Source organism: Prauserella rugosa (genome assembly GCF_000719975.1).
In the GTDB taxonomy this organism is placed as follows: Bacteria; Actinomycetota; Actinomycetes; order Mycobacteriales; family Pseudonocardiaceae; genus Prauserella; species Prauserella rugosa.
In genome coordinates, this window is the sequence record NZ_JOIJ01000005.1 from 161,326 (window position 1) to 177,893 (window position 16,568).

General features: G+C 70.1%; 14 protein-coding genes and 1 riboswitch. Of the genes, 9 read left to right on the forward strand and 5 right to left on the reverse strand.

Going from position 1 to position 16,568, the window contains the following annotated elements:
* Window positions 1-53: 53 nt before the first annotated feature.
* The 9 genes from metG (at window position 54) to IF64_RS0109305 (ending at window position 11,908) form a co-directional block, all read left to right on the forward strand.
* A complete protein-coding gene (gene metG / locus IF64_RS0109265) occupies window positions 54-1,847 on the forward strand; it encodes a methionine--tRNA ligase (protein WP_030531630.1) in 1,794 nt (597 codons plus the stop codon).
* Between the two features lie 103 nt (window positions 1,848-1,950).
* Window positions 1,951-2,802, forward strand: a complete 852-nt coding sequence (locus tag IF64_RS0109270; RefSeq protein WP_030531631.1) for a TatD family hydrolase — start codon at window positions 1,951-1,953, stop codon at window positions 2,800-2,802.
* Window positions 2,803-3,134: 332 nt separating this feature from the next.
* Window positions 3,135-4,511, forward strand: coding sequence for a resuscitation-promoting factor (locus tag IF64_RS0109275; RefSeq protein WP_030531632.1), 1,377 nt, complete (start codon window positions 3,135-3,137; stop codon window positions 4,509-4,511).
* Window positions 4,512-4,589: 78 nt separating this feature from the next.
* The gene (gene rsmA, locus IF64_RS0109280) at window positions 4,590-5,462 is read left to right on the forward strand and encodes a 16S rRNA (adenine(1518)-N(6)/adenine(1519)-N(6))-dimethyltransferase RsmA (RefSeq protein WP_030531633.1); all 873 of its coding nucleotides are present in this window, start codon (window positions 4,590-4,592) and stop codon (window positions 5,460-5,462) included.
* Between the two features lie 76 nt (window positions 5,463-5,538).
* Window positions 5,539-5,626, forward strand: a riboswitch (SAM riboswitch).
* 195 nt (window positions 5,627-5,821) lie between these two features.
* Entirely contained in the window at window positions 5,822-6,844 is a 1,023-nt protein-coding gene (locus IF64_RS0109285) for a methionine ABC transporter ATP-binding protein (protein WP_030531634.1), read from the forward strand.
* A gap of 132 nt (window positions 6,845-6,976) precedes the next feature.
* Window positions 6,977-7,960, forward strand: coding sequence for a 4-(cytidine 5'-diphospho)-2-C-methyl-D-erythritol kinase (locus tag IF64_RS0109290; protein ID WP_030531635.1), 984 nt, complete (start codon window positions 6,977-6,979; stop codon window positions 7,958-7,960).
* On the forward strand, window positions 7,957-8,361 hold the full coding sequence (locus tag IF64_RS0109295) for an ASCH domain-containing protein (protein WP_030531636.1): 405 nt from the start codon (window positions 7,957-7,959) through the stop codon (window positions 8,359-8,361). The genes IF64_RS0109290 and IF64_RS0109295 overlap by 4 nt, the downstream gene beginning before the upstream one ends.
* A 3-nt stretch (window positions 8,362-8,364) precedes the next feature.
* Window positions 8,365-10,173, forward strand: coding sequence for an ABC-F family ATP-binding cassette domain-containing protein (locus IF64_RS0109300; protein WP_030531637.1), 1,809 nt, complete (start codon window positions 8,365-8,367; stop codon window positions 10,171-10,173).
* A gap of 52 nt (window positions 10,174-10,225) precedes the next feature.
* Window positions 10,226-11,908 carry a fatty acyl-AMP ligase gene (locus IF64_RS0109305; RefSeq protein WP_030531638.1) on the forward strand — a complete coding sequence of 561 codons (1,683 nt, stop codon included), beginning with the start codon at window positions 10,226-10,228 and terminating at the stop codon, window positions 11,906-11,908.
* Window positions 11,909-11,914: 6 nt separating this feature from the next.
* Here IF64_RS0109305 and IF64_RS0109310 read toward each other — a convergent pair whose 3' ends face one another.
* The 5 genes from IF64_RS0109310 to glmU all read right to left on the reverse strand — a co-directional run bounded on the left by IF64_RS0109310 (window position 11,915) and on the right by glmU (window position 16,553).
* The gene (locus IF64_RS0109310; RefSeq protein WP_030531639.1) at window positions 11,915-12,304 is read right to left on the reverse strand and encodes a DivIVA domain-containing protein; all 390 of its coding nucleotides are present in this window, start codon (window positions 12,302-12,304) and stop codon (window positions 11,915-11,917) included.
* A 194-nt stretch (window positions 12,305-12,498) separates the two neighbouring features.
* Window positions 12,499-13,092, reverse strand: coding sequence for an aminoacyl-tRNA hydrolase (gene pth / locus IF64_RS0109315; RefSeq protein ID WP_030531640.1), 594 nt, complete (start codon window positions 13,090-13,092; stop codon window positions 12,499-12,501).
* A gap of 24 nt (window positions 13,093-13,116) precedes the next feature.
* Window positions 13,117-13,761 carry a 50S ribosomal protein L25/general stress protein Ctc gene (locus IF64_RS0109320; RefSeq protein WP_030531641.1) on the reverse strand — a complete coding sequence of 215 codons (645 nt, stop codon included), beginning with the start codon at window positions 13,759-13,761 and terminating at the stop codon, window positions 13,117-13,119.
* Between the two features lie 342 nt (window positions 13,762-14,103).
* Window positions 14,104-15,084 carry a ribose-phosphate diphosphokinase gene (locus IF64_RS0109325; protein ID WP_030531642.1) on the reverse strand — a complete coding sequence of 327 codons (981 nt, stop codon included), beginning with the start codon at window positions 15,082-15,084 and terminating at the stop codon, window positions 14,104-14,106.
* Entirely contained in the window at window positions 15,081-16,553 is a 1,473-nt protein-coding gene (gene glmU / locus IF64_RS0109330; RefSeq protein WP_030531643.1) for a bifunctional UDP-N-acetylglucosamine diphosphorylase/glucosamine-1-phosphate N-acetyltransferase GlmU, read from the reverse strand. The genes IF64_RS0109325 and glmU overlap by 4 nt, the downstream gene beginning before the upstream one ends.
* Window positions 16,554-16,568: the final 15 nt, after the last annotated feature.

The window sequence follows — 16,568 nt, forward strand, 5'->3', positions numbered from 1 at the left end:
CGACCAACCGCCCCCCAACGTGGCGCTACGCGCCGCAGTGTTCAATTTCTAGTATGAGCACCTCTGTGTTGACCGCGGTGGCCTGGCCTTACGCCAACGGTCCCCGCCACATCGGTCATGTGTCCGGCTTCGGCGTCCCCTCCGACGTCTTCTCGCGCTACCAGCGAATGGCCGGCAACCGGGTGCTCATGGTGTCCGGGACCGACGAACACGGCACCCCCATCCTCGTGCAGGCCGACAAGGAAGGCCTCACCCCGCAGGAGACCGCCGACAAGTACACCCGGCAGATCAGCCAGGACCTGCGTGGCCTCGGCCTGTCCTACGACCTGTTCACCCGAACCACCACCGGCAACCACGCCGAGGTGGTGCAGCAGATCTTCCTCGCGCTGCACCGCAACGGCTACGTCGTGCCGAAGACCACCACCGGTGCGGTCAGCCCGTCCACCGGGCGCACCCTGCCCGACCGCTACATCGAGGGCACCTGCCCGATCTGCGGCTACGACGGCGCGCGCGGCGACCAGTGCGACAACTGCGGCAACCAGCTCGACGCCGCCGAGCTGAAGAACCCGCGCTCGCGCATCAACGGTGAGACGCCGAAATTCGTCGAGACCGAGCACCTGTTCCTCGACCTGCCCGCCTTCACCGAGTCGCTCGGCGCGTGGCTGTCGACGAAGACCGACTGGCGGTCCAACGTCCTCAACTTCACGAAGAACCTCGTCGACGACATGCGCCCGCGGCCGATCACGCGCGACCTCGACTGGGGCGTGAAGGTGCCGCTCGACGGCTGGCGCGACCAGCCGCTCAAGCGGTTCTACGTGTGGTTCGACGCCGTCATCGGATACTTCTCGGCCAGCGTCGAATGGGCACGCCGCAGTGGTGACCCGGATGCGTGGATGCCGTTCTGGACCGACCCGGATGCGCAGTCCTTCTACTTCATGGGCAAGGACAACATCACCTTCCACGCCCAGCTGTGGCCCGCGTTCCTGCTCGGCCACAACGGTCGCGGCGACAAGGGCGGCGAGGTCGGTCCGTACGGGGCGCTGAACCTGCCCGGCGAGATCGTCTCGAGCGAGTTCCTCACCATGAGCGGCTCGAAGTTCTCGACCTCGCGCGGCACCGTCATCTACGTGGAGGACTTCCTCCGCGAGTTCGGTCCCGACACGCTGCGCTACTTCATCAGTGTCGCTGGCCCCGAGACGCAGGACACCGACTTCACGTGGGACGAGTTCGTGCGCCGCACCAACTTCGAACTCGCCAACGAATGGGGCAACCTCGTCAACCGCGCCATCTCGATGGCGCACAAGAACAACGGCGGCGTGCCCGCGCCGACCGCACCCGCGCAGGCCGACGAGGAACTCAAGGCACTGGCGCGCGGCGCGTTCGACACCGTGGGAGAGCACCTGCGCCGGTCGCGGTTCAAGCAGGCGGCGGGCGAGGCCATGCGCGTCGTGTCGGCGGCCAACAAGTACCTGTCCGACCAGGAGCCGTGGAAGCTCAAGGAGGACCCGGACCGCAGGGACGCGGTGCTGCACACGGCCCTGCAGGTCGTCTCCGACGCCAACGCGCTCCTGACGCCGTTCCTGCCGCACGCGGCGCAGAAGGTCCACGAGGCGCTCGGCGGCACGGGTGTGTGGGCGGCGCAGCCGGAACTGCACGACGTCGAGGACCTGGACATCCCCGGCCGGACCAATCCCATCCTCACCGGTGACTACTCGGCCGAGCAGGCCGTGTGGGAGTCGAAGCCGATCGAGGTGGGCCGTCCGCTGTCGAAGCCGTCGCCGCTGTTCGCCAAGCTCGACGCGAAGCTGGGCGAGACGGGTCCGGAGTGGGCACCGGTACAGAGCTGACGTCGACGCCACCACGTTGAATGCAACCGAGGGCCCCATGGCTGCGCTCAACGCGACCATGGGGCCCTCGGGAGCATGCACCCGGGTGCATTCAGGAGGGGTTATGAGCCGGAAGAAGGACCGTGACACCCCGCCGCCGGTGCCGGAGCGATTGCCGGCGTCCGTGGTGGACGCGCACACCCATCTCGATGCTTGCGGGGCGGACACCGCGGCCGACGTCGCCGCGATCCTCGACCGTGCGGCGGCGGCCGGTGTCGAACGGGTCGTGACGGTCGCCGACGACCTCACAGCGGCGCGCTGGGCCGCCGACGCGGCCACGTGGGACGAACGCGTGTACGCCGCGGTGGCGATCCACCCGACGCGGACCGCCGACTTCGGCGACCAGGAGAAGGCCGAGATCGAACGGCTCGCCGCAGGCGACCGCGTCGTCGCCGTCGGCGAGACCGGCCTCGACTACTACTGGGACTACTCACCGCCGGCAGCACAGCAGGACGCGTTCCGGTGGCACATCGACCTCGCCAAGCGCGTGGGCAAACCGCTGATGATCCACGACCGCGAGGCGCACGAGGACATCCTGCGCATCCTCGAGGAGGAAGGGGCGCCCGAGACGGTCGTCTTCCACTGCTTCTCGGGAGACGCCGACATGGCGCGCCGATGCGTCGACGCGGGCTACGTGCTCTCGTTCGCGGGCACGGTGACCTTCCGCAACGCGGCGGATCTTCAGGCCGCGGCCAAGCTCGTGCCGCCGGAGCAGTATCTGGTCGAGACCGACGCGCCGTTCCTGACGCCCCACCCGCACCGGGGACGCCCGAACGAGCCGTTCTGCGCCGCTTACACCGTCCACGGACTCGCCGAGCTGCGTGGTGAGCCGGTCGCCGTCGTCGCCGACGCCGTTCGGAGCAATGCCGAGCGTGTCTTCGGTCTCCCGTCGTCGCCGACAGTCACATCGGCGTGAACGGACTGCGACAAAGGTGCGCCCCCGAACGTCGTTCGAACCAGTGAGGCAGGTCACAAGATTGCGTGGCGTGTTTGCGCAACCCCCCGGCACCCGTTACGGTCCCGTGACCGTGCCGGTTGAGATCGACTGTCTCCGATCGGCATGCCCACAGTCACGTCGGTGTTCGTCGGGGACGACGCGACTCGCGCGGCAGCAGTCGTGCGGGATGCGTCAGGGGACGACGCTGACTGCGGGTGTCCTGGCCATGCGTGAAAGGGATAGACCCTGTGACTGGTAGCTACGGGCGCGCGGACGCGAGCTCGTCGTCGGCTTCGGCCGGCTCGACGGCTCTGCTCGACCGACCGAGCGATCCGGAGTTCTCGTCCGACCCCCGGATCACCCGGGAGGACATCCTCGCCGTTCTCGGCCCCGACGCCGACGCGATGATGGCCGAGGCCAATGTCGGTGTGGACGAACTCATCCAGCTGATCAACGCCGAGACCACGATGCTCCCGCCGATCGTGGACACCGGTGCCGCCACCGCGGCCACCGCTTCCGCGGACGCGGGCAGCGACGACACGGACGACAGCCTCGGCAGCGCCGTCAGGACCTGGAAGAAGCGCTTCCTCAAGGGGTCCGTTCTCGCCATGCTGATCACGCTCACCGGTGGCGGTGCGGCGGCGCTGGCGATGAACAAGAGCGTCACCCTCGACGTCGACGGCGAACAGCAGACCATCCGCAGCTACGGCGACACCGTCGGCGAGATCCTCGACGACGCGGACATCAACGTCGGCAAGCACGACGCGCTGTCCCCGTCGCCGCAGGCGGCCGTGGGTGACGGCGGCGTCATCAAGCTCGAGCGCGGACGCCACCTGACCGTGAAGGTCGACGGCGAGGAGCGGCAGCACTGGGTGCGTGCCACCAACGTCGGCGAGGCGCTCAACCAGCTCGGACTGGCCGACCTGCAGGAGAAGGGCGCCAAGCTCTCGGCTCCGCTCGGCAGTGACGTGCCGCTCAAGGGCATGACCCTCGAGGTCAAGACCCAGAAGAACGTCACCGTCTACGACGGCGGCAAGAAGCCGCAGAAGGTCACGACCAACGCGGTCACGGCCGAGGAACTGCTCGACGAGCTCGGCCTGCAGCTCGGGCCGAAGGACAAGGTCGAGAGCGGCCTGCAGATGAAGCTGACGGACGACGCCGAGGTCTACGTGGCCCGCACCGGCGTGTCCGTGGTGAACGAGAAGGAGCCCATCGAGCCCGAGGTCCGCACCATCGAGGACCCGGAGCTCGAGCAGGGCAAGGAGATCGTCGAGGACGAGGGCAAGGCCGGCGAGAAGCTCGTCACCTACCGCGTCACCAAGGAGAACGGCGAGGAGATCTCCCGCAAGGAGATCGACTCCAAGATCCTCAAGAAGGCCAAGGACAAGGTCGTTCGCGTCGGCACCAAGGAGCCGCCGCAGCCGCAGATCGCCGACGGCGCCGTGTGGGACCAGCTCGCCGAGTGCGAGTCCGGCGGCGACTGGTCGATCGACACGGGCAACGGCTACTACGGCGGCCTGCAGTTCGACAAGAGCACCTGGGACGCCTACGGCGGCGACCAGTACGCGGCCTACCCGAACGAGGCGAGCCGCGAGCAGCAGATCGCCATCGCCACGAAGGTGCGCGACGCCCGCGGTGGCAGCTACAGCGCCTGGCCTGCCTGCTCGTCGAAGCTCGGCCTGCCGTAACGAGGCACCGAAAGCACTCCTGCGCCGCCCGGTACCCCTCGCGGGGTGCCGGGCGGCGCTTGTGCTGAACTCGTCATCGTGACCGCTGAACCACCGGGCCTGCTCGGGCCCGCCGAGATCCGGGAGCTCGCGGGCGAGCTCGACGTCCGCCCGACCAAGAAGCTCGGGCAGAACTTCGTGCACGATGCCAACACGGTGCGCCGGATCGTCGAGCTGGCCGGTGTCGACTCCGGGGACGCCGTGTTGGAGGTCGGCCCCGGCCTCGGTTCGCTCACCCTGGGACTGCTCGGCACGGGTGCCGACGTGGTCGCCGTGGAGATCGACCCCGTCCTCGCCGGGAGGCTCGAACGCACCGCGCGGGCGCACGCGCCGGATGTGGTCTCCCGGCTCACCGTCATCACCGCCGACGCCCTGCGCATCGGCCCCGATCAGGTCGGTGCACCCGACTCGCTCGTGGCCAACCTGCCGTACAACGTCGCGGTGCCTGTGGTGTTGCACCTGCTGGCGCAGCTGCCCTCGCTGCGGAGGGTGCTCGTGATGGTTCAGACCGAGGTGGCCGACCGGATGGCGGCGGGCCCCGGCAGCCGGGTCTACGGGGTGCCCAGTGTCAAGCTCGCCTGGTACGGGACGGCGAAGAAGGTCGCTGCCGTGCCCCGCGCGGTGTTCTGGCCGGTGCCCAACGTCGACTCGTCCCTCATCGCCTTCGACCGGGGCCCCGAGCGGACAGGGGTGGACCGGGACGCGGTGTTCGCCGCCGTCGACGCCGCGTTCGCCCAGCGCCGCAAGACACTGCGCTCGGCGCTCGCCTCGTGGGCGGGATCGGCCGAGCGGGCGGGCGAGATCCTCACCGCCGCCGGCATCGATCCGCGCACCCGTGGCGAGCAGCTGGGCATCGACGCCTACGTCGCCATCGCCGCCGCGAGCGCAGGGAGCACTGGGACAGACCGGTGACGTCGGTGCGGCCGGCGGTGTGATCTACGCCCAGCAGCTTGCTATCACGTCGCCACATCATGTCTACTATGTGGGAATTCCATCCCGAGCGACCGAGAGACCTGGCTCGTCGACGTCGCAGCAACCTCCCTCGAGGACGGTGCTAACGCCAGGAGCGATGGAGGATCCACGATGTTCATCTCCGAGCTGCTCACTCAGCGCCGGGTAGTCGATCAGGGCCGCCGCACGGTATCCGCGTGTCGTCGCTGCCACTTCATGGCCTGACGGCCACCGCCTGACCGACCTTCCCCTTCCTCCCGACACACGGCGAGCCCGATCGCCGCGTGTGCCGGTGAGCCCTGAGCTGCTTTGGAGCTGTCTTGATCACCGTCGAGAACGTCAGCAAGTCGTTCCCCGCCTCCGCGTCCGACGCCGCATCCGCCGCGCCCGTGCAGGCCCTGCGGGAGGTGAACCTGGACGTCGACGCGGGTGCGCTGTTCGGCGTCGTCGGTGCCTCCGGTTCGGGCAAGTCGACGCTCGCCAGGTGCGTCGCGCTGCGGGAGCGGCCCGACCGCGGCGCCGTGCGCTACGACGGGCTCAACACCACGACGCTGGACGGCCGGAAGCTGCGCGAGGCGCAGAGTCAGGTCGCGGTCGTCGACTCGCGGCTGCGCCCCGAGCGGACTGTGGCCGGCAACATCGCCGCACCGCTCGAGCGGGTCGGCGTGGACGGCGCGCGGCGTCGGCAGCGCGTCGGCACGCTGCTGGACGTCATCGGACTGACCCGCGCGGCCGCGCAGGTGCCCGCGGACCTCACGCCGGGTCAGCAGCGGCGCGTCGCGGTGGCGCGTGCATTGGCCGGTGGTCCCGCCGTGTTGCTGGCCGACGACCCGACCGCCGGTATCGACGTCGAGGAGACCGGCGCCGTGCTGTCGGTGCTCGACCGCGCGCGCTCCGAACTGGGCGCGACCGTGCTGCTGATGACGCCGGACACGTCGGTGGTGCGCAGGGTGTGCGACGACGTCGCCCTGCTCGACCACGGATCGGTCGTCGAGAGCGGCAACCTGCTCGGCCTCGCGGGCAAGCGGGGCAGCCGGATCGCCGACGAGCTGCTGCCCGCGGTCGAGACGTCTCCTGGCGAGGCGGCCCGGTTCGACGTGGTGGTCGACGTCGTGCTGGTCGGCTTCGCGTCGGTGGGCGCGTTGCTGCCGGAGGCGGCGAGTCGGTTCGACGTCGAGATCGGCACGATCGGTGGCGGGCTGACCCGCTTCGGCGACACGCCCGTCGCGCGGTTCCGGATCGGCGTCCGTGGCCAGCGTGCCGACGCGGCGCTGGCGTGGATCGCCGAGCGCGGCGCCCACGTCACCCACACCCTGTACGGCCTGCGGGGCGTCGCGGCCTGACCCAGGGGTCGCACAGGGCCCGGCGCCGGGCCCTGTCACGTGGGGTAGCGGTCAGGTCGCGTACGGCGCGGGTGCGGAGCGATTCGCCGCGCGCCTGACAGCGTCGGCGCGGGGCGCAAGTACCCTGGGCACGTGCTTGCCGTCGTACCGACTCCCGTGACCGTCACGGTGCCGTCCAAGATCAACGTGCACCTGTCGGTGGGCCCCGTGCGCGACGACGGTTACCACGAGCTGACGACGATCTTCCAGGCGTTGTCCCTGACCGACAGCGTCACCGTGTCGGCCGCGGAAACGCCGTCCCTGCACGTCACGGGCGAGGGCTCGAAGATCGTGCCGCGCGACGAACGCAACCTCGCGTGGCGCGCCGTGGACGTGTTGGCCGAACACACCGGCCGCTCCGCGGAGGAGCTGGGCAGCGTCAGTATCACCCTGGACAAGGGCATTCCCGTCGCGGGCGGCATGGCCGGTGGCAGTGCCGACGCGGCGGGCGCGCTGCTCGCGCTGGCGACGCTGTGGAAGCTGGATCTGTCCCGCGAGGAGCTCACGAGCCTGGCCGCACAGCTGGGCAGCGACGTTCCGTTCGCGCTGCACGGCGGGACGGCGCTCGGCACGGGACGCGGCGAGGAGCTCGTGCCGGTGCTGTCCCGGCACACGTTCCACTGGGTGCTGGCGTTCGCGCAGCGGGGACTGTCGACGCCGCGGGTGTATCGCGAACTGGACCGGCTCCGCGAGGTCGGCGATCCGCCGCCGGTGGGCGACCACGCGCCGCTGGTCGAGGCGATGGCGTGGGGTGATCCGCACCGTCTCGCGGAGCTGCTCGGCAACGACCTGCAGGCCGCCGCGGTGTCGCTGCGCCCGAACCTGCGGCGGACGCTGCGTGCCGGCGTCGAGGCCGGTGCTCTGGCCGGGATCGTCTCCGGTTCGGGACCGACGTGCGCGTTCCTGTGCGCGGACGGCGACGCGGCGGTGCAGGTCTCGGCGCGGCTGTCGGGTGCGGGCGTGTGCCGCACGGTGCGCGTCGCCAGCGGGCCGGTGCCGGGCGCGCGGGTCGTCGACCCGGACGACGGGGGCGACGACTCCCCGTGGCATCCGAGTCCCCCGCAGGCACACGCATGAGGATCGCCGAGTTCGCGTTCCCGGGGCCGCTGAGGGACGCGCTCGTGGCAGCCGTGCTCAGTGGCAGGAAGACGACCACCACGGCACTGCTCGAGGAATACCGCGTCGAGGGTGAGGCGTTGCCCCGACGCGGTGAGCGGCAGCGGGTCGTCGACTCGGACGGTGCGGTGGTCGCGGTGATCGAGACGACCGACGTGCGGGTCCTTCCGCTGTCGGAGGTCGATGATCGGCACGCCGTCGACGAGGGCGAGGGGCACGCGGACGTCGCCGAGTGGCGCGCCGCCCACGAGCAGTTCTGGAACAGCGACGAGCTGCGTGCCGCGCTGGGGCGTCCTGTCACCATCGACGACGCGACCCCCGTGGTCGCCGAACGGTTCCACGTCGTGGAGAGGTTTGTCTGACGCATGGCCAATCTGGTCAATCTCGAATCGGTGAGCAAGTCCTACGGCGTCCGGCCGCTCCTGGACGAGGTGTCCCTGGGCGTCGGTGAAGGCCAGCGCATCGGCGTGGTCGGCCTCAACGGCGGAGGCAAGACGACGCTGCTCGAGGTGCTCGCCGGGATCACCGAGCCCGACTCGGGGCGCGTGAGCCGCGTGCGCGACCTGCGCATGGGCGTGGTCACGCAGCGAACCGACCTGCCGGAGGGAAGCACGGTCGGGGACGTCGTGCTCGCCGGGTTCGAGGCCGAGCACGAATGGGCCTCCGACGCCCGCGTGCGTTCCATTGTGGACGGACTGGGGATCGCCGCCATCGGACTCGACACGGCCACGGCCAACCTGTCCGGCGGGGAACGCAGGCGGGTCGCGCTCGCCGCGACGCTCGTCGGCGAACTGGACCTGCTGGTGCTCGACGAGCCCACGAACCACCTCGACGTCGAAGGTGTGCGGTGGTTGGCCGACCACCTGCTGGCGCGCAGGTCGGCGCTCGTGGTCGTCACGCACGACCGGTGGTTCCTCGACACCGTGTGCGGGCGCACCTGGGAGGTCACCGGCGGCCGGGTCGAACAGTACGAGGGTGGCTACGCCGACTGGGTGTACGCCCGTGCGGAACGGGCCCGGCTGGCGCAGGCGGCCGAGGAGAAGCGGCAGAACCTCGCGCGCAAGGAGCTGGCGTGGTTGCAGCGTGGCGCCAAGGCGCGCACGTCCAAGCCGCGCTACCGCATCGAGGCCGCCGAGGCGCTGATCGCCGACGTGCCGCCCCCGCGCGACACCGTCGAGCTGATGAGTTTCGCCAAACGCCGCCTCGGCAAGACCGTGCTCGAACTCGAGGACGTCTCGCTCAGCGTGGGCGACCGGGTGCTGCTCGACCACGTCACCTGGCGCATCGGACCCGGTGATCGCATCGGCCTCGTCGGTGTCAACGGTTCGGGCAAGACGACGTTGCTGAAGCTGCTCGCCGGCGAACGCGAACCCGAGACGGGCAGGCGGATCGAGGGCAAGACCGTCCACTTGGCACACCTGAAGCAGGAACTGGACGACCTTCCTGCCGACCTGCGGGTGCTGCAGGCCGTCGAACGGGTGGCCGCGCGGGTGCAGCTCGGCAAGCACGAACTGTCGGCCTCGCAGCTGGCGGAGAAGCTCGGGTTCCCTCCGAAACGCCAGTGGACGCCGGTCGGTGATCTGTCCGGCGGGGAGCGCCGCAGGCTGCAGCTGGTGCGGTTGCTGATGGCCGAGCCGAACGTGCTGCTGCTCGACGAGCCGACCAACGACCTGGACATCGACACCCTCCAACAGCTCGAGGACCTCCTCGACGGCTGGCCGGGCACGCTGATCGTCGTCTCCCACGACCGGTATCTCACCGAGCGGGTGTGCGACACGGTCGTGGCCCTGTTCGGTGACGTCGGCATCACCGACCTGCCCGGCGGCATCGACGAGTACCTCCAGCGCAGGCAGAGCATCGCGTCGGCGCGTCCCGCAGCCGAGCCCGCCGGTCGCCCCGCCACGGGGGAGCGAGCCGAGGCCGCGTCGTCGGGAACGGCGGAGGCTCCGAAGCTGTCCAACGCCGAGTGGCGGGCCATCACGAAGGAGCTGGGCAAACTCGAACGCAAACTCGACACCCTCGCCGAGAAGGAGTCGACGTTGCACGCCGAGCTCGCCGAGGCCGCGACCGAACCGGACCGCCTGGTGGAGCTCACGGCCAGGTTGAAGGAGCTGCAGGCCGAGAAGGACGAACTCGAGCAGAAGTGGCTCGAGGCCTCCGAGGCGGTCGAGTGAACCGCGACGGCCGGTTCCCCCTCGGGTGTGACCCGCGGTTACAGTCACTGGCATGAGCCGGTTCGTGGACACGATGGTCGCCACCGCCGAAGCCGGTGGGCGGCAGCGGGGCATGGTCACGGGTGAGCCTTCGGAGCCCGTGCGCAGGACGTGGGCGGAGGTGCACGAGCGTGCGCGGTGCCTCGCGGGAGGACTCGCCGGAGGCGGGTTCCGTGCCGGCGGGGCGGTGGCCGTGCTCGCCGCGGCGCCGGAGCTGATCGCACCGACCGTGCAGGGCGTGTGGCTGGCTGGTGGCAGCGTGACGATGCTGCACCAGCCGACGCCGCGAACGGACCTGGCTCGGTGGGCCGAGGACACGTTGCAGGTGCTGCGGATGATCGGTTCCGACCTGGTACTGCTCGGCGAGCCGTTCGGCCAGTTGGCGCCCGTGCTCGAGCAGAACGGCATCCAGTACCGGACGATCGAGGACCTTCTGGATTCGGAGCCGATCGCCGAACCGGTCGCCGTCGACGAGGACGCGATGGCGTTGCTGCAGCTCACCAGTGGTTCCACGGCCGAGCCGAAGGCCGTTCGCATCACGCACGGCAACCTGTACACCAACATCAGCGCCATGGCGCGGCGGTCGAACCTCGACCCCGACAGCGACGTGATGGTGTCGTGGCTGCCGACCTTCCACGACATGGGCATGGTCGGGTTCCTCACCGTGCCCATGACCTTCGGGGTGGAACTGGTGAAGGTCACGCCGGTCGAGTTCCTGAGCTCGCCGCTGCTGTGGCCGGACCTGATCACGCGCTACCGCGGCACGATCACCGCCGCGCCGAACTTCGCCTACGCCATCGTGGGCCGCAGGCTGGCCAGAGTGGACGACGACGAGGCCTACGACCTGTCGACGATGCGGATCGCGCTGAACGGCGCCGAGCCGATCGACGAGACGGCGGTGCGGACGTTCACCGACGCGGGCGCACGGTTCGGCATGCCCGCCGAGTGCGTGTTCCCCGCCTACGGTCTCGCGGAGGCGACGCTGGCGGTGTCGTTCGCGCCGTTGTTCTCGGGGTTGACGGTCGACGTCGTCGAGGCCGACCCGCTGGAGAGCGAGAACCGGGCGGTGCCGGTGCCCGAGGGCGACGAGCGCCGCGGTACCGAGCAGGTGCGCGGATTCGCCGTGTTGGGCAGGCCGCTCGACGGTATCGAGGCGCGCATCGTCGGCGAGGGCGGTGCGGTGCTGGCCGAGCGCGAGGTCGGCGAGATCCAGCTGCGCGGTGAGGCGATCACGCCGGGGTACCTGACGGTCGATGGGCCGCTCGACACCCAGGACGCCGAGGGCTGGTTCGCCACGGGCGACATCGGCTACCTGGTCGACGGGCAGATCATCATCTGCGGCCGGAGCAAGGACGTCATCATCCTCGGTGGGCGCAACGTCTACCCGACCGATGTCGAGCGGGCCGCGGGAGCGGTCGAGGGCGTGCGCGCAGGCAACGCCGTGGCCGTGCGGATCGACGCGGGCACGCGCAGGGAGCGGTTCGCCGTCGTGCTGGAATCCAAGTCGGCGGGCGACGAGGCCGAGGAGGCCCGCATCGTCAAGGAGGTGACGGCCCGCGTGCGCGACGCGGTCGACGCGCGTCCCTACGCCGTCGTCGTCCTGCCGACGGGAAGTCTGCCGAAGACGCCCTCCGGCAAGGTCCAGCGCGCCGCCACGGCCGAGCAGTACCGCGACCGCATGGACGCACAGGCGTAGGCGACGTCAGCTGCGCTCGGCCCGCTGCGGCATCTCCGTGTCGGCTGGCCGGGTGTCGGCTGCCTCCGCGACGGCTGCGTCGGTGACTGCAGGGGACGTCTCGCGGGCCGCCGGTACCTCGTGCGCACCCCTGGTGACGCCGGTGCGGGTCAGCAGTGTGTCCTCGACCTTGTCGAGGAAGTCGTCGACATGCTTCTCGTCGTACCCGCGCTTGCCGATCGGCGGCCGTCCGAACTGGACGTGATGCACCTCCGCGGCCGTCAGGTCGTCCTCGTCGGACAGTGTGCGGACCACTCGGTCGAGCAGCGCGTCGACCTCGTGCTTGGCGTAGCCGCGCCTGCCGAATCCCGAGTCCGGGAACTCGGCGCCTCGCACGTCGTCTGCCGTGATCGCCATGACCTGCACCTCCACGTCGGTGTCCCTCGCGGCTATCCGTGATAGCCGGGGCGGCGACGTGGGGGAAGCGTCCCGACCGGATGCGACTCGATCAGGCGTATCCATCCGACCCCGTCGGGGGAGTGTCGGTGGTCGTAGTGACGCTGTGTGTGCAGCGAAGGCGGGGTGCGCGCAGGGGGTGCCGCTTGCGCGCGTCAGGATGCGTGAAACGTGTTCTGCGCGGCGGTCAGACCGCTTGCCAGCAGCTCCTCGACCGCGTCGGCGCAACGGTCGACGTTCAGTGCCAGCTCGCGGCGCTCGGTCGTGGCGAAATCCTTGAGGACGAAGTCGGCCGCGTCCATTCGGCCGGGCGGTCTGCCGACACCGAACCGCACGCGGTAGTAGTCCTTGGTGCCGAACGACTTCGTGATGGATCGCAGTCCATTGTGGCCGTTGTCGCCACCGCCGAGTTTCAACCGCAACGACCCGTACGGCACGTCCAACTCGTCGTGGACGACCACCAGGCCGCTCGCGTCGATCTTGTAGAACCGCGCCGCCGCGACGAGCGGACCGCCGGAGAGATTCATGTACGAGCGGGGTTTCGCGAGCACGACCTTGCGCCCGCCGATCCGTCCTTCCAGGACTTCCGCACCGCTCTTGTGGGCCTTGAACTTGCCGCCCACGCGGGACGCCAGTTCGTCGAGGACCATGAAGCCCACGTTGTGCCGGTTGCCCGCGTACCGGGGCCCGGGATTGCCGAGGCCGGCGAGCAGCACCTGCTCGCCGGCCCCGGGAAACTCGTTCGCCATGTCGTATCCGGACGACTCAGCGGGTCAGCTCTCGTCGCCACCCTCGGCGGAGTCCGACTCCTCCTCGACCACACCGGCGCCCTCGGCGTCGACCTCGGCCTCCATGGCCTCCTCGGTCGGCGCCTCGTTCACGGCGACGACCAGGGCCTCCGGGTCGGTGGTCAGCTCGGCGCCACGCGGCAGCGTGATCTGCGAGGCCTGAACCGAGTGGCCGGCCTCGGCGCCGTCGATGTCCACCTCGACCTGCTCCGGGATGTGGGTGGCCTCGACCTCGACCTGCACGGTGTCGAGGTCCTGGGTGACCAGCGTGCCGGGCGCGGCCGTACCGGTGACGACGACCGGGATGTCGACCGTGACCTTCTCGCCGCGACGCACGACCAGCAGGTCGACGTGCTCGATGTAGTTCTTCAGCGGGTGGACCGTGATGGTCTTCGTCAGCGCCAGGTCGGTCGACTTGGTGGTCGTGCCGGCGATGTCCAGCGTGATGACGGCGTTCTGGCCGTTGTCGCGCACGACGCGGGCGAAGTCCACGGCCGGCAGCGCCAGGTGCTTCGGGTCCTCGCCGTGGCCGTACAGCACCGCGGGGATCTTGCCGGCGCGGCGGGTGCGGCGAGCCGCTCCCTTGCCGAACTCGGTACGGGGTTCGACGGTCAGGCGTACCTCGGACACGGTGATGCACTCCTCGCGGTGGGGCCCTGGTGGAATGGGGCGTTCTTCTGGTCGAGCATTGCTGGCGGACCAGCGTTGGTCTCTTGTGGCTGTCCGGCGGCGAGTACCACGACGTGCGCACACGGGTGGCCTTCTCAAGCCGCCGCGTCGATCACGTCGGGCGCCGAAGAGTCCCTTCGGCCCCGCCTCGCCGAGACAACTCGCCCAGTGTAATGCAGCCGGATAGCGAGCTCTTGACCCCCTGCCCGGTCTGTGCAAGATGCCGGCCGCGAACGCGGAAGGGCCCCGCGAACAGCGGTCGTCGCCGTCGCGGGGCCCTCCTGTCGTCGGGTCAGGCAGGCGTCACGCGCTGCCGTCGAACAGGCTCGTCACCGAGCCGTCCTCGAAGACCTCCTGGATCGCCCGTGCCAGCAGCGGAGCGATCGACAGCACGGTCATCGTCGGGAAGCGCTTCTCCTCCGGGATCGGCAGCGTGTTGGTGACGATCACCTCGCGCGCCTTGGAGTTGGACAGCCGCTCGGTCGCCGGGTCCGAAAGGATGCCGTGGGTCGTGGCGATCACGACGTCCGACGCGCCCTGGTCGAGCAGCGCGTCGACGGCCTTGGTGATCGTGCCGCCCGTGTCGATCATGTCGTCGATCAGCACGCACAGCCTGCCCTTGACGTCACCCACGACGCGGTTGGCGACCGCCTGGTTCGGCTTGTCCGGGTCCCGCGTCTTGTGGATGAACGCGATCGGACGGTCACCGAGCTGCTGGGCCCACTTCTCCGCGAGCCGCACCCGGCCGGAATCCGGCGAGACGACCGTGATGTTGTGGTCGCTGTAGTGCTCGTTGATGTAGTCGGCGAGCACGTTCTGCCCGTGCAGGTGGTCGACGGGGCCGTCGAAGAAGCCCTGGATCTGCGCCGTGTGCAGGTCGACGGTCAGGATGCGGTCGGCACCGGCCGTCTTGAGCAGGTCCGCCACCAGGCGCGCGGAGATCGGCTCGCGTCCCTTGTGCTTCTTGTCCTGCCGCGAGTACGGGTAGAACGGGACGATGGCGGTGATCCGCTTCGCGCTGCCCCGCTTGAGTGCGTCGATCATGATCAGCTGTTCCATCAGCCATTCGTTGATCGGCGGCGAGAAGCTCTGGATGACGAAGGCGTCGGTCCCGCGAACGGACTCCTCGTACCGGACGTAGATCTCACCGTTCGCGAACGTGTGCACCGTCTGCGGGGTGATCGTCACGTTGAGGCTCTTCGCGACCTCTTCGGCGAGCTCGACGTGTGAACGCCCCGAGAAGAGCATCAGATTCTTCTTGGGTGTTCCGGACTTCGGACTCATGCTGGCGACTCCCCGTCGGTGTCGGTTTTCTCCTGGTCGGCGAGGGCCTGCTCGGCGGCCTTCGCCGCTGGGGTACCCGGCCTACGCCGTGGCACCCAGCCTTCGATGTTGCGCTGCGGAGCCCCCGACACCGCCAGCGCACCCGGGGGCACGTCCTCCCTGATCACCGTGCCCGCACCGCTGTACGCACCGTCCCCCACGTTCACCGGCGCGACGAACATCGTGTCCGACCCCGTGCGCACGTGCGAACCGATCGTGGTGTGGTGCTTGGCGATGCCGTCGTAGTTGACGAACACGCTCGACGCGCCGATGTTGCTCTGCTCGCCGATCGTCGCGTCACCGACGTAGGTCAGGTGCGGCACCTTCGTCCCGCGGCCGATGTCGGCCTTCTTCGTCTCGACGAACGTGCCGATCTTGCCCGCCTCGCCGAGTTTCGTCCCCGGCCGCAGATAGGCGAACGGCCCGACCGACGCGTCGTCTCCGACGACCGACTCGCTCCCGTGGGTGCGCACGACGCTCGCCCGCTCGCCGACCCGGACGTCGGTCAACGTCGTGTCCGGCCCGATCCGCGCCCCGGCGCCGACGACCGTCGCGCCGTAGAGCTGCACGCCCGGCTCGATGACCACGTCGCGGGAGAGCGTGACGTCGAGGTCGATCCGCGTGGAGGCCGGGTCCACGACCGTGACGCCCTCGCGCTGCCACCCGGTCACGATCCGCCGGTTCAGCTCCGTGCCCAACGTCGACAACTGCACCCGGTCGTTGACGCCCTCGGTCAGCCACGGGTCCGACACCGGCAGGCCGCCGACCGCACGTCCGTCGCCACGGGCGATGCCGAGAATGTCGGTCAGGTACAGCTCGCCCTGGGAGTTGTCGGTGGACAGGCGGGAGAGACCGTTGGCGAGCACCGCGGCGTCGAAGGCGTAGACACCCGAGTTGATCTCGGTGATGGCCCGCTGGGTCTCGTCGGCGTCCTTGTGCTCGACGATGCCGGTGACGGCGCCCCCGGCGTCGCGCACGATGCGGCCGTAACCGGTCGGGTCGTCGACCACCGAGGTGAGCACCGTGACGGCGTTGCCCTCGCGCTCGTGCTCGGCGAGGAACTCCGCGAGCGTCGCGGTGTCGAGGAGCGGCACGTCGCCGTAGGTGACCAGGACCGTGCCGGAGTCGCCTGCGGGCAGTGCCTCGAGCGCGCACTGCACCGCGTGGCCGGTGCCGCGGCGTTCGGACTGGACGGCCGTCTTCACGGTGCGCCCGATGGCGTCGGCCACGCCGTCGAGATGCGCGCCGACCGCCTCCCTGCCGTGTCCGACGACGACCACGAGTTCGTCCGGATCCAGGCCCGCCGCGGCGCGGACCGCGTGCTCGACGAGCGGCCGTCCCGCCAGGGTGTGCAGCACCTTGGGAAGGTCCGAACGCATACGGGTGCCCTCGCCGGCGGCGAGTATCACTGTGCTCAGCGGCCCGGTCACGGCACTCCTTGGATT